We start from the raw sequence: 18,576 nt of genomic DNA, 5'->3' as shown, positions 1-18,576 counted from the left end.
GTATGTCGCATCTTCGTTCCGTGTTCGGCCTCTCTCTCCTGCTCGCGACTCTCGCGGTCGCGCAGGACGTGCGTTTCGACGAGTTGCCGCTCGGTGCCGCGCCGGGCTCCACCACTCCCGACCTCGGTATCGCTCATGACACCTCGCTCTACGTGTCCTGGATCGAACCCACGGTCGATGGCCTCGGACACGCGTTGCGCTTCGCCACCTTTCAACGCGACGTCGATGCCTGGAGCGAACCACGCACCATCGCACGCGGTGACAACTGGCTCATCAACGGCGCCGACACCCCGACCATTTCCGTCGGCCTGCGCGGCAAAGTTGCCGTCACGTGGCCGGTGGTAGGCGAGCCCGGCGGGCACGCCTACCACACCGTCTACGCCACCTCGGAAGATGCGGGGCGCAGCTGGACGACCCCGGCGCCAATCAGCACCGAAAGCGATACCACCGAGTTCGCCGTGCTGGCCCCGCTCATCAACGGCCGCTGGCTCGCGCTCTGGCTCGACGGCCGCGGCCACGCCGACGACGGTCCCATGCAACTGCGCAGTCGCGTGCTCGGTAGCGAAGAACCGGATACCCTGGTCGACGACCGGGTCTGCGACTGCTGCAACCTCGCCGTCACCGTTTTGCCCAACGGCGCCGTGCTCGCCGCCTACCGCGACCGCAGCGAGAACGAGGTGCGCGACATTGTTTACCAACGCTACCGCCGCGGGACCTGGACCCCCGCGAAATCCCCCGGCGGCGACGGCTGGCAGATCAACGCCTGCCCCGTGAACGGACCGCGCCTCACCCGACGCGGCGCCCATGTCGGCGCCGCCTGGTTCACGATGGCCGGCGGCACCCCGACGGTGATGACCGCCCGGTCCAACAACATCGGCAACAGTTGGAACCTCGCCGGCCCGGTCAGCGACCCGGAGCACCCGCCCGTCGGCCGCGTCGATCTCGTCGTCACGCGCGATGGCAGCCAGTGGATTTCCTGGGAGGAACGCGGCGGCGCCCTCGCCCTGCGCCAGCTCGATCGCGACAACGTCACCGGACCGATCCAGCGTCTGCCCCTCGTCGGCCAAAACCGACCCGGCCCGCACGATCGCACGCGCATGGTGTTGCTCGACAACCGCGCCGATCAAGCTGCCCGCCTGCTCATTGCCCGCCCTGAAGGCGACCGGGTGCGCACCTACATTGCCACCCTGCCCTACGACGAAACCGCGACGCTCGACGACTGCGGCTGCGGGCCACAGGAGGACACCTCCCGCGGCCACGCCGTGCGCGGCCGCATCGAACAGGTGCTCGCCGATCGCGGTGCCTTGTTGGTCGCGCACGAGGAGGTGCCCGGCGTCATGAAGGCCATGACCATGCAGTTCAAGGTGGACCCCCGCGTGCTCCCCTTGGTGAAGCCGGGGCAGTCGGTCATGGCCCGGATGGAACGCCGCGCCGACGGCCAGTGGTGGCTGTTCAACCTGCGCCTGCTGAAGACCGCGGAGTGACACCGCCCGCGGCGGGAACAATGTCACCCCTTGGGTAACCTTTCAGTGCGCGGTGGGTCGCTCGAGATCCAACCCCAGCGACCGCTCACCCCAGCGCCTACGCCACTCAACCTTTCACCATTGCGCTCACCCGTGCGACCGGTTCCGTGGGCCTATGCACACACTACTTGGGTGGAGCCGTCCTTACCTGACGCCGCTCCTAGCCTTTCTATTGTCGGTTTCGGTCGCCACGGCCGAAAGTTCCTCCGCGTCCACCACCACGAAACTGCTCCGTTTCCCCGCCACCAACGGCGAGCAGATCGTCTTCTCCTACGCCGGCCAGCTCTACACCGTGCCCACCGCCGGCGGCACCGCGCACCGGCTCACCAACACGCCCGGTTATGCCGTTTTCCCGCGCTTCTCCGCCGACGGCACGCAACTCGCCTTCACCGCCCAATATGACGGCAACACCGAGGTCTACGTGATGCCCGCCACGGGCGGTGAGCCACGCCGCCTCACGATCTCGGCCACCCTCGGCCGCGATGACGTGGCCGACCGCATGGGCCCCAACAACATTGTGATGACCTGGCGCCACACCGCGCCGGAGATCGGCTTCCGCTCGCGCGCCATCGAATTCAACTCCTTCAATGGCCAGCTCTACACCGTCGGTCTTGATGGCGACATCCCCGCGCGCCTGCCCGTGCCGCGCGGCGGTTTCTTCACCTACTCGCCCGACGACACCAAGATCGCCTTCAACCGCATCTTCCGCGAGTTCCGCACCTGGAAACAATACCGCGGCGGCATGGCCGACGATGTGTGGACCCTCGACCTCGCCACCGGCGCGCTCGAGCAACTCACCACCGATCCCGCCCAGGACTTGTTCCCCATGTGGGCGTCCGACAACCACGTCTACTTCGTCTCCGAGCGCACGCCCCGCGCCAACCTCTTCTCCATCGATCTCGCCACCCGCGAGGTGAAGCAACTCACCGACTTCACCGAATTCGACGTCAAATTCCCCTCGCTCGGCCCCGACGCCATCGTCTTCGAAAACGGCGGCGAACTCTGGCGCTTTGACCTCGCCACACAGACCGCCGCCATCGTGCCGGTGCACGTGGTCGACGACCGCACCGACACCCGACCATCCTTCCAATCCGTCGCGGACTTCGTCGATAGCGTCACGCCCGCCCCCGACGGCGCCCGTGTCACCGTCGTCGCCCGCGGCGACGTCTTCACCGTGCCCGCCCAACACGGCCCGACCCGCAACCTCACCCGCACCCCCGGCGTCCACGAGCGCGATGCAGTCTGGTCGCCCGATGGCAAGTGGGTCGCCTACCTGTCCGACGCCTCCGGCGAGTTTGAGCTCCACCTGCGCGCCCAGGACGGCAGCGGCGAGGAACAACAACTCACCTCCGACGCCTCGGCCTACGCATTCGCTCCGACCTGGTCGCCCGATTCCAAAAAGCTCCTCTGGGCCGACCGCAGCCAACGCCTGCGCGTGCTCGATGTCGCCAGCCGCGAAGTCACCGACATCGCAACCAACCCTGACTGGCCCATCTCGAGCTACACCTGGGCGCCCGACTCCAACTGGATCGCCTGGGTGCGCCTCAATTCCCTGAACTACTTCGGCCAGGTCGTGCTGCACAACTTTGCGACCGGCGAGGCCATCGTCGCCACCGATTCCTGGTATAGCGCGGGTGAGCCCGCCTTCAGCGCCGACGGCAAATGGCTGCTCTTCGCCTCCGGACGCGACTTCAACCCCATCTACTCCGACGTCGAGTGGAACTACGCCTACATGGACCTCCAACGCGTTTACCTCGTCGCGCTCGCCAAGGACACGCCGTCGGTGCTTGCCCCGCGTAGTGACGAAGTTGATACATCTGCCAGCGACGACGAGTCCGAAAAGGAAGGCGACGATGAAGCCGCAGAAGACGCCGAGATCACCGTCACGGTCGACGCCGACGGCCTTTTCGACCGCGTCATCGCCCTGCCCATCGTGCCGTCGAACTACTCCCGGCTGCACCTCATTGAGGGCAATGTTTACTATCATCGCCAACCCGGCAGCGCCACCACGGGCGGCGGCGGCGGTGAAGGTTTTGGCGGCGACAGTGGCCGCCAACCCGTCATCGCCCGCTACAACCTCGAGGATCGCGAGGAAACCGTGCTCACTCCCGCCCAGGACTTTGCCGTCACGGCCGACCAGAAGCACTTGCTCATCACCACCGCCGACGGCGACTACGCGATCGCGCCGCTCAGCCCCAAGGGCAAGTTCGAGCTCAAACCCGACCAGACCCTCGACCTCTCCGGCCTCAAGGCCCGCGTGGATCCTCGCGCCGAATGGATGCAGATCTTCGATGAGAGCTGGCGCCAGATGCGCGACTTCTTCTACGACGCCAACATGCACGGCGTCGACTGGCCGGCCATGCGCGACAAATACGGTGCCTTGGTCCCCTCCGTCGCCACCCGCAACGACCTCACCTACCTCATCGGCGAGATGATCGGCGAGCTCCACATCGGCCACGCCTACGTGGGCGGCGGCGATCGCGATGAAGCCCCCCGCATCCCGCTCGGTCTACTCGGCGCCACCGTCTCGCGCGACGCCGCCAGCAAGGCCTACCGCATCGACCACATTCTGCCCGGCGCCAACTGGCACTCCCACACCCGTTCACCGCTCACCGAAATCGGGGTCAACGTGAGCGAAGGCGACTTCATCCTCGCCATCGACGGCCAACCTGTCGCCGACATGACTAACCTCTTCGAGGCCCTCATCGGCAAAGCCGGCGTGCAGGTGAAGCTCACCGTCAACGACGAGCCCACCACCGAGGGCGCCCGCGATGTGACCATCGTGCCCATCGCCGACGAAGCCGACCTTTACTACGAGCAATGGGTGGCCAACAACATCGCCCACGTCACCGAGCGCACGGACGGCCGCGTGGGTTACCTGCACATCCCCGACATGGGACCGCAGGGCCTCAACGCCTTCGTGCGCCGCTTCTATCCGCAGCTTAGCAAGGAGGCACTCATCATCGACGTGCGCGGCAACGGCGGCGGCAACGTCTCCCCCATGATCATCGAGCGCCTGAGCCGCGAGATCGCCATGCTGGAACTGCGTCGCGGCGGCACGCCCCGGCCCGATCCGGGTTACGCCATCACCGGTCCCAAGGTCATGCTCATGGACGAGTTCTCCGCCTCCGACGGCGACCTCGTGAACTATCGTTTCCGCCAGACCGGCCTCGGCAAACTCATCGGCAAACGCTCCTGGGGCGGGGTCGTCGGCATCTGGGGTTCCCTGCCCTTCATCGACGGCGGTGAACTCTACAAACCCGAAAGCGGCCCCTTCGCCGCCGACGGTTCCGAGTGGATCATCGAGGGCCGCGGCGTCACGCCCGACATCATCGTCGACAACGACCCCTGGAGGGAATTCCACGGCGAAGACCAACAACTCAACCGCGGCATCGACGAGGTCCTGGCCGAGCTGGCGCAGGCCCCGCCCCCCGCGCCGACGCCCCCACACCCCGACAAAAGCTGAAGGTCCCCATTCCCTTCGACCCTACAAGGCGCCGCCCACCGCGGCGCCTTTTTCCTGTCGATTGCCCCAACCTAGACTCGGCTTAGCCACCGGCTTCAGCAAAGCGCAGATAACGCGCCCCGAGTCGTTCGAAGGCTTTGCGGTCGGCGCCGACGATCTCGGCCGAGAGCGCCTCAGCCGTGGCGACCAACCATGCGTCGTTTTCGCCCATCCGCGAGCGGGAGCGACGCTGCAGGCGGGCGCAGCGCTGAGCCTGCGCGAGGTGAAGTCCTTGGATGGTGAATCGTTGCAGCGCCGCCAGCGTAGCGGCTTCATCCACCGCCCCCTCCAGCAGTTCCTCAACGCTCACAATCGAGATGACCAGCTTGCGCCCACGCAGCTTCGGAAGAAAGGCGCGCGCCGGTCCAATCTCGCGTCGGCAGGTTTCCCGCTCCAGCTCGATCAGAAACGAGGAATCCAAGAGCACGACCGGCTTCACGCTTATTTGGCTTTTTGGGCGAGACCCAGTCCTTTGCCTTCGGCCTGTGCCACCCACTCGGTCAAATCGTCGCCTGTCTCCACCGGGCCGGCACGTTCGATCAATTCGCGGATGACATCCGATTTGGTCACGTTGCGACTCCGCGCCCAGCGATTGATTTTGTCCGCCTGCTTCTTGTCGAGCTTCACGGTGAAAGTAGCCATTGCAATACGACCGTATTACGCCGAAGCCGGGAGTCAACCGGACAAAAAAAGGCACCGCGAAACGCGGTGCCTTTTCATCTCAAAACCTCTGCCGATTTATTGTGCGTTGATCTCCGCGAGCAGCTCGTCGGCGCCGTAGATGCCGCGCAGCACTTCGAGGATGCCGCGCACATCGACGTTCACGGAGCGCGCCAACGTGTCGGTGTAGGCGTAGTTCCAGATGAGCGAGTGGATGTTGCCGTCGAAGAGGATGCCGACGAACTCAGCATTGCGGTTCACCACCGGGCTGCCCGAGTTGCCGCCGATCGAGTAGATCGTGCTGATGAAGTTGTAGGGCGTGTCACCATCGACCCGGTCGCGGGCTTCGAGCCAGTTCTCCGGGAGGCGGAAGGGGAACACCTGGTCGTGCAGTTCGGCGCGTTTATAGAGTCCGTCGAACTTCGTGTAGGCCGGCACCATCTCGCCGTCGTTCAGCACCGGCTTCACCGTCCCGATCGATAGCCGCAGGGTGAAGGTGGCATCCGGCGAGACGCTGTCGCCTTGCAGGGCATAACGCACCTTGGCGATGCGGGCATGCGCCTGCTGCTTGATCTCATCCAGCGCCTCCATCTGCTGCCGCATGGCGCGCGCGTCCGCGTCGAGCGCGCGGGCGAGGGCAATCATGGGGTCATCCACGGTGGCCATCTGCGCCGCGTCCATGGCGTAGAGCTCGCGACGGTAGGCGACGTCGCCCACCCGGGTGCCATTGACCAGCTCGGCCGCGCGCTCCGCCGGCGCTTTGCCGCCCAGCGCGGCGACCACCGCCGGATCATCGGCGCCGAGCGCCATGGCCATGAACTCAAGGTAGTGTTTCACCTTGAGGTATTCAAATTCCGGATAAATCGGCTCCGGCGAGAACAGCGCCAGTTCGAACTGAACCTTGGCCGAATCGCGATACTCGCGCAGGCGCTCGCCGCTGGGTTTGGCCTTTTCGGTGGCCACGCGCAGGAGGTGATTCGCCTTCTCGAAGAGTGTCGAGTTGAAGTTCCAGCGGCCCACGAGGGCATTGCGAAAATAAAGGGTCTCGATCTCGGCCTGCGCCGCCTCGATCTCGGCCCAAGCGCCCTCGGCGCCGAGTTCCGGATGGGCTGCGGAATACGCCCGCAGTTTGTCCTCCTCGGCCTGCTTTTGCGCAACCAGCGCGGGGTCCAGCAGGCCCGAGTATTCGCCGTCGTAGACCTTGCGGCCGTTCTGCATGTAGAGGAGCTCGTCCTTGGCCTGGCGGGCGGCTTCGGCGCCGGTCTTGCTGTAGGCGTTGAGCAATACCTCGCGGCTCTTGATCCACCAGAGGATCTTGGGCACCTGCACATCACGGGCGAAGTCCATCTCGGCGACCGTGATCAAACGATCGGTCGAGCCCGGATGTCCGGTCACAAAAACCAGATCCCCTTCCTGCGTGCCGGCGGAATTCCAGGTCAGGTGGTGCTCGATCTGCGCCGGCGCGCCGTCCTCGTAGACCCGGAAGAAGGTCACATCGATGCAGTAGCGCGGGTAGTTGAAGTTGTCGGGATCACCGCCAAACGCCGCCGCGGCGCTTTCCGGGGCGAAGACGAGTCGCACGTCGGTGTAGCGCTTGTAGCGGTAGAGGTGGTATTGACCACCTTGATACAGCGTGACGACATCGCTGCGCAGACCGGTCTCATCGAGCGAGGCCTGCTCAATCTCGGCCATCACGGCCCGGCGGGCGTCGGCGGCGGCGCCGGCATCCATGTCGGCGGAGACCGCGGCGTTCACGCGATCGGTCACGTCCTCAATCGACATCAACACATTGAGCTCGAGGTCGAGGCAGGGAATTTCGTCGGCGCGGTCGCGGGCGAGGAATCCATCCTCCAGCAAATCACGATCAGCCGAGCTCAGCTTGTGCAGCACATCGGAGGCGACGTGATGGTTGGTGATGACGAGACCATCGGCGGACACAAACGAACCGGAGCCACCGTTATTGAAGCGCACCGATGATTTTTGCAGGTGCTCCAGCCAGGCGGCGGTTGGCGTAAAGTTGTAGCGCTCCTTCAGCTGCGCGGTGGGCGGAGCATTGAGCAGCCACATGCCATCGTCGGCGAGGGCCGGGAGACCGAGGAGGGGAAGAACAAGCGCCACCGTCAGGCGACGCCACGAAAACGATGATTTCATGCCCCCAGCGCTGGCCATTTCCGGCGGCATCGCAACGCCGCAGGGACCGACCTGGTATTTTTCCAGACCGGTTCAGGCCACCGGCGAGAGATTCTCCGCCACATCGGTGCGGTAGGCCTTCCACGCCGGGACGAGACCACCCAGCGCGCACAGGGCGATCATGCCGACCGGCGCCCACAGCATGATCGGATGCCACGCCCACACGCGAACGACCGCGCCGGTTTCGGCGTGGATGAGCTCCGCGCCCGTGCCGGCGATGAGCGCGAAAACACCAAACGCGCCAAGCATACCGAGCACGCCCAGCGCGACGGCTTCGAGCACCACCACGCCGAACAGGGTGCGACGGCGCGCACCGAGGGCGCGCAGGATGGCATGGTCGCGGCGGCGCGCCGCCATCGAATTGTAGATGGCCACCAGCACGGTGGCCGCCGACACCAAAGCGACGAGGTAGGCGACCAGGGTGAGCACGCGGTCGAACCAACCGATCTTGCCAAAGAGATCCGCCACAATCGCCGCGACCGGATAAGCAAAGGTGAGCCGTTGGCCCTGCCGATTATACATGCCATCGAGCATGAACCCGCCCGCCGGCGAGCGCAGTTGGAGAAGCACCGCGCTCAACTCATCGGCCGCGGCGGCGTTGTGGCCATCCATGTGCTGCACGCCGTGCAGGGGAATCCAAACAACCTGATCCATCGGGGTGTTGCTGGGCGCCAACACGCCCACCACTTCGTAGTGGTCGTCGTGCTCGTGCTGACCGCCGGCGGCCAGGCCATGCGTCGGGTTAAACTCGTCGCCCACACCGAGTCCGAGTTGGCGGGCGGCAAAACTGCCGAGCACGGCTTCGTGCGCTTCGTCGTCGCTCCAGACGCGTCCCGCGGCCAGTGCGAGCGTGCGCCCCGGCACGACTTCGACCGTGGTGAACAAACTCGCGTCGGTCCCGGCCACGCGAAAACCGCGCAGGTTGTCGCCAACGGCGAGCGGCACGGCGGTCTTCACCATGGGGTGGCGGCGCACCTGTTCGAAATCGGCCATCTTCAGGTTCCCGGGTGAGGCCTCGAGATGGAAGATGGCGTTGAGCACCAGTTGGAGTTTCGAACCACGCGCCCCGAGCACGGCATCGAACCCGGTGGCGACCTCGGTGAAGGCGCGCTGGGCCTGCGTCTTCACCACCCACACCGAAAGGAGCAGCCCGCCGGCGAGCGCCAGCGCGAGGGCCGTGACCACCGTGGAGAGCGCGTGCTGGCGCAGGCTGCGGAGCACCATGCCGGGCAGGGTCATGGCGTGGCCTCCGTCGGTTGCAGGGCGCGGTTGAGGGTCGCAAAATCGTGCACGCGCTCGAAGGCCTGCAATACGGCTTCGTCGTGGCTGACGACGAGCAGCGCCGCGTCGTTTTCGCGGCAGACCTCGCGGATGAGTTGCAGCGCCTCGCGGGCGTGGTGCGGATCAAGGTTGCCAGTCGGTTCGTCGGCCAGCACGAGCTGCGGACGATTGGCGAGCGCGCGGGCCACGGCGACACGTTGTTGCTGGCCAGTGGAGAGCTGGCGCGGACGGTAGGCCAAGCGATCGGCGAGGCCGACGCGTCGCAGCAACTGCGCGGCATGCGCGCGGTCGACTCCGCCGGGGCCAAAGGCCATGCCGAGCAGCACGTTGTCGAGCGCGGTGTAACCCTGCAGCAGATTGAAGGTTTGAAAGATGTAGCCGAGCCTGCCCGCCCGCAGTCGATCACGCTGCGACTCGGTCAAGGCCGCCATGTTTTCGCCGCCGATCCGGATCTCACCGGTGTCGGCCGCGAGGATGCCGGCAATGAGGTGGAGGAAGGTGGTCTTGCCCGAACCGCTCGTGCCGCGCAGGGCGACCTGTTGACCCGCCTCCAGCGTAAAGGAGGGAATGTCGACGACGGCTTGTCGCCTCCCATCCGGTTGGGCATAGGCCTTGGTGAGGTCGCTGATTTCGAGCACCGGCATGCGGGAGCAAATCCCATGCGAGCCCCGGGGTGAACACAACGATTCTCGAGGATCGTGTCCCGTTTCACGACAACTCTGCGCTTGTGAGGAGCAGATGATCATGCCCCCGGAACCGGATCTCACCACCGCCCCTGACGCCAGCCTCCCGGCCCCTCAAACCTTGATGCCCGCCCCGCGCCAAGCCCGGCTGTTGGTCGTCGATGACGAACCTCTCATCGCCCGACAATTTGATCAGGTGTTCAGCCGTCTCGGTTACACGGTCGAAGCCTTCACCGATCCCTTCGAGGCGCGCGCTCGCTTTCTGGACGCCCCCGGGGAGTTCGACGTGATGCTTTCGGATTTCGCCATGCCCGGTCTCGATGGCGGTGACCTTGCCGGGGAAGTGCTCGCGGTGCGACCTCAGCTGCCTTTGTTGATCTACACCGGTCACCTCACCGAAGCCGCCGCGAGCCAACTCGTGCGACTGGGCGTGCGCGACATTGTGTATAAGCCCACTTCACTCGCGGAGCTCACGCGACACGTCGCACGGCAACTGGCGGCTTGAGGACAGTTTAGGCGCCCAGCTTGACGCAAAGCGTAAGGTGTATGGTGTCACCACGACGCCACCGTGTTTATCCGCGCCCACCACGCTTCCGCTCGATCCCGCCGCCAACTGCTGGCCGGCGGCTTGGCGTTGCTGGTCTTCGCGTTGAGTCTGCTCGCCATCGTGCCCCAGTGGCACATCGCCGATCATGACGACGCGCATGCCGCGGACCACAGTTGCGTGGTGGAATGGTTCGCGAGCGGCGTCACGCCGGCGCTGGCCATCGTGGTGTTCGCTCCGGTCGCGTTGCTCGCGCTCGGGTCGATTGCCCCGGTCACGCAGGTGGCCTGCGCCACCCCGGCTTGGTCGCGTCCTCCCGGACGCGCACCGCCAGGACGTTTCAGCTAAACTCGATCGCAGGTAGGGACGGACCGCTGGGCCGTCCGTTGCGACTGGCGGCGGGCCCAGCGGTCCCGCCCTACCTTCCTGTCCCCGCAGTCCGCGCGAGGACGTTCCAAGCTGAAACCAGCGGCCCGTCGCGGCCGCAATCCATCATGTCCCTTTCCTTTCGACTTTTCATTGGCTGCGTTTTCGCCGCCAGCGCTGCGGCGCAATCCATTCCGCACACGGATCACGACGATCCGGTGCACCTCGGCGACTTTGTGGTTTCCACTCATCCCTATGCCCGTTCCCAAACGGAAATCGCCCAGCCCACCACCGTGGTCGGCGACCAAACCGTGCGCCGCGAACAGGCGACCTCACTGGGCGAGCTGCTCGCCAACCAACCCGGCGTGAGCTCGACCTATTTTGGTCCCGGTTCCAGCCGTCCGGTCATCCGCGCCCTCGGCGGTCCGCGCGTCGCCGTGCTGCAAAATGGCACCGACACGATCGACGCTTCGGTGATCAGCCCCGACCACGCCGTCTCGATCGATCCCCTGCTCATCGAGCGGGTGGAGATCACCCGCGGCCCGGCGGCGCTGCTGCAGGGCGGCGCGGCGATCGGTGGCGCGGTCAATGTCGTGACGCACCGGATACACCAGGTCGCGCCTGAACCGGGCGTGCACGGCCGCGCCGAAGGTCGCCTCGCCAGTGGCAACGACGAACGCTCCGGCGGGCTCGTGTTGGAAGGCGGTGCCGGCGCCTGGGCGTGGCATCTCGATGTGTTTGATCGTCGCACGGGCAACGTCGCCATCCCCGGTTACGCCGAGAGCGCGTGGCTGCGCGCGCAGGAAGAAGCCGAGCACGACCACGACGAGGAGGAGGACCACGAGGAGGAGCCGGAGGCGTTCGGGGAACTGCCCAATTCCTCCGTGGAGTCATCGGGCGGTGCCTTGGGTTTTTCCTGGATCGGTGAGCGCGGCTACCTCGGCCTCGCTACCAGCGGTTTTGACACGCTCTACGGGGTCCCTCCCGGCGTCCACAGCCACGAGGAGCACGGCGACCACGAAGAAGATGAGGGCGACGAGGACCACGAGCCCGAGGAGGAACTGGTGTCGATCGACCTGAGCCAGCGTCGGCTCGAACTGGAAGGCGAGCTGCGGGAGCCCACAGGCGGTCTCCGCGCCGTTCGCTTCCGCGCCGCCCACGCCGATTACACCCATCGCGAGCTGGAGGGCGCCGACGTGGGCACCACGTTCGATAGCTCCGGCACCGACCTGCGCATCGATGTCTTGCACGAGGTGTGGGCCGGCCTGCAGGGCGCGATCGGGGCCAAGATTGAGTCCGTCGACTTTGCCGCAATCGGTGACGAAGCCTTCGTGCCGTCCACCACCACCCGAAACCAGGCCCTGTTCATTTTCGAGGAGATCGAAAATGGCCCCGACCTCTGGCAATTCGGCGCCCGGTCGGACTGGACCTCGATCGACGTCACCGACGGCAGCGGCCGACAAGCGGCCGGCAACGCGCTCAGCGGGTCCGTGGGTTGGGTGCGTCAACTCGGCGAGACCTGGAGCGTGGCCTCGTCCCTCGCGCACACTGAACGTTTGCCGACCGCGCAGGAGCGATTCGCGGACGGGCCGCACATCGGCACCAACGCCTACGAGATCGGCGACCCCGGGCTCGGCAAGGAAGTCTCTCAAGGGATCGACCTGACCCTGCGCCGGCGCGGCCCCTGGTTTTCCGGCGAGGTCACCATTTTCGCCAACGCCTTTGATGGCTATGTCTACGAAAACCCGACCGGGGCTGAAGTGGAGGGCTTGCCGGTGTATGCATTCGTGCAGCGCGATGCCCGCTTCCATGGCGCCGAGGCCACGGCGGTCTTTCACCTGCACGAAGATGAACACGGCCACCTCGACCTGACCCTCGGCGGCGACCTGGTGCGCGCCCGCAACACCAGCGACCGCACGAACCTGCCCCGGACCACGCCGGCGCGGGCGCGACTCGCCCTCGATTGGAGCAGAGAAGCGTGGCGCGCCGGCACCGAGTTGTCCCACGCCTTCGCGCAGGATAGGGTCGCTCCCGGTGAAGTGTCTACCGAAGCCTACTCGCTGTGGTCGGCCTACGCCGGTTACCGCTGGGTAAGCGGCGCCACCACTTGGGACCTTTTGCTGCGCGGCACCAACCTCACCGACGCCGAAGCACGCCTGCACACCTCTTTTTTGAAGGAGCGTGTCCCCCTGCCGGGTCGTTCCTACGCACTGAGTCTTCGAGTCGGTTTTTGACCGACGCCGAACGCCGCATCCGCTCCAGCAAGCGGATGCGGAAAGTGAAACTCTGTTGTTTTCCCATCAGCGCGAATCGCCCAGGCTATTACGAAATTCTCCTAACGGAGGCATAACTATAACGCAACTTTGTGGCTTTTAATCGGGTCTATTCAGGCCCATTGCCCTGATATGGATCTTTCTCCCCCTGCCGCGTCGTCCTCTCCATGGACACCGCTTCGCCGCCTCACCGGGCGGATGGGTCGGGGGGCGTTGGGATTACTTTGCATGCTCGTCGGTTGCGGGCTCACCGCCGTTGCCAGCGAACCCCTTGCGGCGACCGGCGACGCCATCGCGATCGATCCCGAGACGTGGTGGACCACCCAGCGCGCTCTCCTGTTAGCCATCGTCTGCGCGACCGGGCTCATGATCGGAGTGTTGTGGATCGGCTACCTACGTCGGCGGGTGGCCGACCAGCACGAGGCCATTACGCAGAGCGCCGTCGAACAGGCCTATCTCAAGGCCCGCTTCCAGGACGTCGTCGACCAGACCGACGACTTCATCTTCACGACCGATTTTGAGGGTCGGTTCACTTCCTTCAACGCGGCCGGGGAACGGCTGACCGGCTACACCCGGGAGGAGGCCCTGCAGATGAAGATCTACGACATCATCGACGCGATCGCCGCCCGCCGCACGCGCATCTACATCCAGCGGCGACTCAACCCCGATCGGGCCGTCACCTTCGAATACAAGCTCATCACCAAGGATGGACGCGAGGTCGACGTGGAGACCTCGGCCGGCTTCATCCATCAGGACGGCGAACTGGTCGGCGGTTTTGGCATCATGCGCGACGTGAGCGAGCGCAAGGCCGAGGAACGCCGGCTGCGCGCGATCGAGGCCCACTCGGTGCAATCACAGAAACTGGAAGCTTTGAGCACCCTGGCCGGTGGGATCGCCCACGACATCAACAATATCCTCACCGGCATTCAGGGCAGCACCGAACGGGTCCGCCTGGAGTTGCCCGAAGACTCGACGGCGCGTGAACACATTCGCGAGATCACCGCGTCCAGCGAGCGGGCCCGCCAGCTCGTGCAACGCGTCCTCGCCTTCAGCAACGAAAACGAGGTCAACCGCAGACCGACCGACTTTTGCGACGTCGCCCGCGACGCCTACCGGCTGGTGAAAACCAGCGCGCCGGACCACGCCCTCTGCTCGCTCAAGCTCCCGCCCGAGCCCCTGCCCGTGCTCGCCGACCCCACGCAGCTGCATCAGGTCTTGGTCAATCTCTGCTCCAACGCGTGGCAGGCCCTGCCCGAAACGGGCGGACATGTGACCGTGAGCATGGAAGAGGTCCACCTCGGCGAGCACCGACCGACCGAGCTGGAGCCCCTCAGGCCCGGCCCCTACGCACGCCTGCGCGTCATGGACGACGGCCGCGGCATCCGCCGCGACATCCTGCCGCGCATCTGGGATCCTTTTTTCACCACCAAGCCCCCCGGTCAGGGCACGGGACTGGGGCTCGCAGCCGTGCACAACATCGTCGAAGCCCACGGGGGCGCCGCGCGGGTGCAGAGCACCGCGGGACGCGGCACGATCATCGACGTGTTGCTGCCGCTCACCACCGAGCCCCTGCCCCAACGCAGTCTGGCGCCGAGTTCGGCCGCCATTCGCGGCCACGGTGAACGCCTCCTCGTGGTCGATGATGAAAAGACCATCATCATGAATTTCGAGGCCCTGTTGACCAACATCGGCTACTGCGTGGAGACGTTCTCCAACCCCCTCGAAGCCTGGCAGCGCTTTCAAGCCGCGCCTTCCGATTTCGATCTCGTGTTGTCGGATCTCTCCATGCCCGAGCTCAGCGGCCGCGACCTCGCCCAACGCATCCTCGCGGTCCGTTCCCAGATACCGGTGATCATCTACACCGGCCACCTCGAGTCCGACCTCCATGCGCAGCTCACCGCCGTCAAAGTTCGGCGCGTCCTGCGCAAACCGACCCCGCTCGCCGAGCTGGCTCAAGCCATTGCCGACGAGCTGATGGCCAGCCCGCAAACGGCCGCGCGGAACTAGCAGTCCGGACCTTAGGCCTCCAAACCAAACACCGCGCGGGCGTAGTTGCGGGCGTTGAAGGGCTGCAGGTCGTCGGGTTGTTCGCCGAGGCCGAGGAAAAAGATCGGCAGCTTCAACTCGCGCCAGATACCCACGATCGCCCCACCGCGTGAGGTGCCGTCGAGCTTGGTCACAATGAGCCCGGTGAGACCGAACTTTTCGTGAAACACCTTGGCCTGCTCGATCGAGTTGGTGCCCAGCGAGCCGTCCACCACCAGCCAGGAATGATGCGGCGCGGCCGGGTCGTGCTTCTGCAACACGCGGCGGATCTTCGCCAACTCCTCCATGAGGTTGCTCTTGGTGTGGAGGCGGCCGGCCGTGTCGACCAGCAAGGTCTGCGCGCCGCGCGACTTGGCGGCGGCCCAGGCATCGTAAGCGACCGCGGCCGCATCCGCGCCGGTGTGGCTCGCGACGATCGGCAGCTCCAAGCGCGTCGCCCAGGATTTGAGCTGCTCGACTGCGGCGGCGCGAAAGGTGTCGCAGGCCGCCAGCATGACGGACTGGCCGTCCTGCTTGAGCATGTATCCAAGTTTTGCCGACGTCGTGGTCTTGCCGGAGCCGTTGACGCCGATGAGGGCCACGACCAGCGGGTTTGCTGTGGCCGGACTCGTTGAGCCCGGACCGGCACCGGGGTCAACGACCCCGGCTACAGGCGCAAACTTACCCTCGCTCCCCTCCAACGCGCGCTCCAGCACCCGGGCGCCAATCTCGGCGGCGGCCTGCCCCTTCAGCTCAGGGTCCTTGCGGTAGGCCTTCTTGATCTCGTCGAGAATCTCCTCGGTGGTCTCGACCCCGAAGTCGGCCGTGTAGAGCGCCTCCTCGAGTTCGTCCAAGGACGACGCATCGATCTTGCGCCCGCCAAAGAGCCCGCGGGTCGTATTGGAAATGGCCGCGACGGTTTTCGAAAAACCGCTCTTAAACTTCTTAAACAGTCCGAACATCAGATTCAGATTTTTTGGCCACGGATTTCACGGATGAGCACGAATGTCGGCGGAACGGATCCGTGTCCATCCGGGTGATTCGTGGCTGAAATAACACCTATTCCGCCTTGCGGGCGTCGCGGCCGAGCTGGCCCTTCAGGCGATCCAGGATGCCGTTGATGAAGCGCTTGGAGTCGGCGGTGGAAAACTGCTTGGAGAGATCGATCGCCTCGTTGATCGAAACCACCGGCGGAATGTCCTTGCGAAAGAGCATCTCATAGATGGCCAGGCGCAGGATCGCCAGGTCGATGCGCGCGATGCGATCGAACTCCCAATTATGGGCAAGTTGCCGGATGCGGGCATCGATCTCGTCGAGGCTCTGGATCACGCCGCTGATGATCTCCTCACCGAAAGCGAAATGCTCCCGGGGCTTTTCGGTCGTCTCGAGGTTTTCGAAAAACACGCGCAGATCCTCCGCGAGGTTTTGCGGCGGATTGAGACTCCACGAGTAAAGAAACTGCATGGCGGCGACACGGCCGTCACGACGCTGGGCGAAAAGGGCTTTGCTCATTTGGAAAGGGACTTCTTGAGGGCCGCCATCTCGAGGGCCCCGCGGGCAAACTCGGCCCCGCGATTGATTTCACCCAGGCAGCGTAACTCAGCCTGGGCATCGTCGTTGGCCGTCACCACCCCGGCGATGATGGGCGTGCGGCTGTCGAGACTCACCCGCAGGAGGCCCTGCTGCGCCGCCTCCGCCACGAGCTGGTCATGCAAGGTGCCGCCCTTGATCACCACGCCGAGTGCGATGAGCACGTCGAAACGGTATTTGCCCAACAGCAACTGCGCCCCGGTCGGCAGCTCCCCGCTGCCCGGCACCCGCACCACGTTGATGTTGGCCTCGGTCACGCCCGCGTCCCGCAGCACCGCATGCGCGGCGTCGAGCAGGCCCTCGACGTAGCGCTGGTTGAAGCGCGCCGCCACGATGCCGACGCGGAAACCGGCACCGTCAATCTGCAGGGAACTGGGTGAATCGAGACTCATGGAAGAAGGATACTGTGGAGGGCGGAATGGGCGTTGCCAAACCTCGCGTCAATGCCGCACGGCCCTACCGACGCCCCGGACGCCCCGATCCGCAACCCGAATCGACACCCGCCCGCCCCACCTCTGCACGCCCGGGATTTCAAAATCCTGTAAAGGCTCACGGATCAATCGCCACTCGTTTGCTCAAACTCCAAGCCACCTGTTCCCTGCTAGATGAATCACTTGCTTCGGAATATGGAAATCCACTTCACCGGCGCTGGCATTCTCGTGATCCTCCTCATCGGCCTCATCGCCTCACGGGTGGGCGCTGACCTCTGGATGGCCACCGCCATCACCGCCACCGGAGTCGGCGGCCTGCACGGCTTGATCTTTTGGATCGTGCGCCGCCGTCAACGCCTGGCCCGCCTCGCCACCATCAATTCGGTGCAGGGCATGCTGATGGATGTCGTGAACAATCAACTCGCCATCCTGCGCATGGCGAACGAGCTGAACCAGCGCCGCCCGGGCGCGGTCGCCCCGGAACGGATCGACCACTCCATCAGCCAGATTTCCGAGGCGGTAAACAGCTTGTCGTCGGAGTCGCTCCAGACTTGGCAGTCACGCTACGAGCGGTCCTGATGGGCCGCTCTCGGCATGCTTTTCGCCATCCACCATCGCACCCACTACCGCTACGCCGGCGCCGCTTCGGAGTCGTTCATGGAAGTGCGGCTGCGCCCGATGGACAACGAGCGCCAAAAAGTCCGCCAACATCGGCTCGAAACCATCCCGGTCGCCAACCTGCACGCCTACACCGACTACTTCGGCAATGCCGTGCAGACCTTCTCCATCGTGCAACGCCACGCCGAGCTCGTGCTCGACAGCCACGCCGAAGTGGAGACGCATGAAATCGCCCCGCCCTCAGTCGCGCTCGAGCTGAGTGTCTCCGAAGCCCGCCAACTCTACCGCAGTGAACCGCTGCGTTACTTCGAGTTCCTCAACCCCTCGGCCGCGATCCAGTTCTCCGCCGGTGTCAACAAACTCGCCAACCGCTTCTTTCGGCCGGGTCACGCCATCGGCCCCGCCACGCTTGAGCTCAACCACTGGATCCACGACAACTTCCGCTACGTGCCAGGTTCGACTCGCCTCGACACGCCCGTCGCCGAGGTCCTCGAAAAGGGTCAGGGCGTCTGCCAGGATTTTGCCCAGCTCATGATCGCCGTGCTGCGCTCGGCGGAGATCCCCGCACGCTACCTCGTCGGCTACATCGAAACCGATTCGCAGCGCGATGCCGCCGCGACCACCAAGGCTTCGCGGAAGCGAACGGCCGCGCCCGCCCTCATCGGCGCCGCCGAGAGCCATGCCTGGGTCGAGGTCTGCCTGCCCGGCGGCCATTGGTGGGCGCTCGATCCCACCAACGACTGCGTCGCCGGCGAGCGACACGTGCAAGTCGGCGCCGGCCGCGACTACCACGATTGCACGCCCACGCGCGGCGTATTCAAGGGCACCCGCACCGAACGCCTCACCGCCGCGGTGCAGATGACGCGACTCGGCTGAGTCGGTGTTTC

The 18,576-nt window shown here is 65.5% G+C and carries 16 protein-coding genes; 8 read left to right on the top strand and 8 right to left on the bottom strand.

The window, feature by feature from the left end:
* Positions 1-2 precede the first annotated feature (2 nt).
* A complete protein-coding gene (locus tag AC0MRV_RS02640; protein WP_472762875.1) occupies positions 3-1,484 on the top strand; it encodes a copper-binding protein in 1,482 nt (493 codons plus the stop codon).
* Positions 1,485-1,638: 154 nt separating this feature from the next.
* Positions 1,639-4,989 (top strand): S41 family peptidase, encoded by a 3,351-nt coding sequence (locus AC0MRV_RS02635; RefSeq protein WP_472762874.1) that lies wholly within the window; start codon positions 1,639-1,641, stop codon positions 4,987-4,989.
* An 82-nt stretch (positions 4,990-5,071) separates the two neighbouring features.
* Here AC0MRV_RS02635 and AC0MRV_RS02630 read toward each other — a convergent pair whose 3' ends face one another.
* The 5 genes from AC0MRV_RS02630 to AC0MRV_RS02610 all read right to left on the bottom strand — a co-directional run bounded on the left by AC0MRV_RS02630 (position 5,072) and on the right by AC0MRV_RS02610 (position 9,803).
* Positions 5,072-5,467 carry a type II toxin-antitoxin system VapC family toxin gene (locus AC0MRV_RS02630; protein ID WP_472762873.1) on the bottom strand — a complete coding sequence of 132 codons (396 nt, stop codon included), beginning with the start codon at positions 5,465-5,467 and terminating at the stop codon, positions 5,072-5,074.
* A 2-nt stretch (positions 5,468-5,469) separates the two neighbouring features.
* On the bottom strand, positions 5,470-5,670 hold the full coding sequence (locus AC0MRV_RS02625; RefSeq protein WP_472762872.1) for a ribbon-helix-helix domain-containing protein: 201 nt from the start codon (positions 5,668-5,670) through the stop codon (positions 5,470-5,472).
* A 96-nt stretch (positions 5,671-5,766) separates the two neighbouring features.
* Positions 5,767-7,839, bottom strand: coding sequence for a S46 family peptidase (locus AC0MRV_RS02620; RefSeq protein ID WP_472762871.1), 2,073 nt, complete (start codon positions 7,837-7,839; stop codon positions 5,767-5,769).
* 72 nt (positions 7,840-7,911) lie between these two features.
* Positions 7,912-9,117 (bottom strand): ABC transporter permease, encoded by a 1,206-nt coding sequence (locus AC0MRV_RS02615; RefSeq protein WP_472762870.1) that lies wholly within the window; start codon positions 9,115-9,117, stop codon positions 7,912-7,914.
* The gene (locus tag AC0MRV_RS02610) at positions 9,114-9,803 is read right to left on the bottom strand and encodes an ABC transporter ATP-binding protein (RefSeq protein WP_472762869.1); all 690 of its coding nucleotides are present in this window, start codon (positions 9,801-9,803) and stop codon (positions 9,114-9,116) included. The genes AC0MRV_RS02615 and AC0MRV_RS02610 overlap by 4 nt, the downstream gene beginning before the upstream one ends.
* Before the next feature lie 100 nt (positions 9,804-9,903).
* Here AC0MRV_RS02610 and AC0MRV_RS02605 point away from each other — a divergent pair, with 100 nt between their 5' ends.
* The 4 genes from AC0MRV_RS02605 to AC0MRV_RS02590 all read left to right on the top strand — a co-directional run bounded on the left by AC0MRV_RS02605 (position 9,904) and on the right by AC0MRV_RS02590 (position 15,032).
* On the top strand, positions 9,904-10,347 hold the full coding sequence (locus AC0MRV_RS02605) for a response regulator (RefSeq protein ID WP_472762868.1): 444 nt from the start codon (positions 9,904-9,906) through the stop codon (positions 10,345-10,347).
* Between the two features lie 63 nt (positions 10,348-10,410).
* A complete protein-coding gene (locus AC0MRV_RS02600; protein WP_472762867.1) occupies positions 10,411-10,734 on the top strand; it encodes a hypothetical protein in 324 nt (107 codons plus the stop codon).
* A gap of 146 nt (positions 10,735-10,880) precedes the next feature.
* Complete coding sequence (locus tag AC0MRV_RS02595) at positions 10,881-12,986, top strand: TonB-dependent receptor (RefSeq protein WP_472762866.1); 2,106 nt, start codon at positions 10,881-10,883, stop codon at positions 12,984-12,986.
* Between the two features lie 267 nt (positions 12,987-13,253).
* On the top strand, positions 13,254-15,032 hold the full coding sequence (locus AC0MRV_RS02590; RefSeq protein WP_472762865.1) for a hybrid sensor histidine kinase/response regulator: 1,779 nt from the start codon (positions 13,254-13,256) through the stop codon (positions 15,030-15,032).
* Between the two features lie 11 nt (positions 15,033-15,043).
* On the opposite strand, the gene ftsY is transcribed toward AC0MRV_RS02590, so the two are convergent.
* The 3 genes from ftsY to ribH all read right to left on the bottom strand — a co-directional run bounded on the left by ftsY (position 15,044) and on the right by ribH (position 17,032).
* Entirely contained in the window at positions 15,044-16,012 is a 969-nt protein-coding gene (gene ftsY / locus AC0MRV_RS02585; RefSeq protein ID WP_472762864.1) for a signal recognition particle-docking protein FtsY, read from the bottom strand.
* 97 nt (positions 16,013-16,109) lie between these two features.
* Positions 16,110-16,562 carry a transcription antitermination factor NusB gene (gene nusB / locus AC0MRV_RS02580; protein ID WP_472762863.1) on the bottom strand — a complete coding sequence of 151 codons (453 nt, stop codon included), beginning with the start codon at positions 16,560-16,562 and terminating at the stop codon, positions 16,110-16,112.
* Positions 16,559-17,032, bottom strand: coding sequence for a 6,7-dimethyl-8-ribityllumazine synthase (gene ribH / locus AC0MRV_RS02575; protein WP_472762862.1), 474 nt, complete (start codon positions 17,030-17,032; stop codon positions 16,559-16,561). Before ribH ends, nusB begins: the two co-directional genes overlap by 4 nt.
* 213 nt (positions 17,033-17,245) lie before the next feature.
* Here ribH and AC0MRV_RS02570 point away from each other — a divergent pair, with 213 nt between their 5' ends.
* Positions 17,246-17,650: a hypothetical protein gene (locus AC0MRV_RS02570; protein ID WP_472762861.1), complete on the top strand. Its 405-nt coding sequence runs from the start codon at positions 17,246-17,248 to the stop codon at positions 17,648-17,650.
* A 15-nt stretch (positions 17,651-17,665) separates the two neighbouring features.
* The gene (locus AC0MRV_RS02565; RefSeq protein WP_472762860.1) at positions 17,666-18,565 is read left to right on the top strand and encodes a transglutaminase family protein; all 900 of its coding nucleotides are present in this window, start codon (positions 17,666-17,668) and stop codon (positions 18,563-18,565) included.
* Positions 18,566-18,576 lie beyond the last annotated feature (11 nt).

Source organism: Actomonas spartinae (genome assembly GCF_051209155.1).
Lineage (GTDB): Bacteria > Verrucomicrobiota > Verrucomicrobiia > Opitutales > Opitutaceae > Actomonas.
The sequence above is the reverse complement of the archived record's forward strand: the minus strand, read 5'-3'. Positions and strand labels throughout refer to the sequence as shown.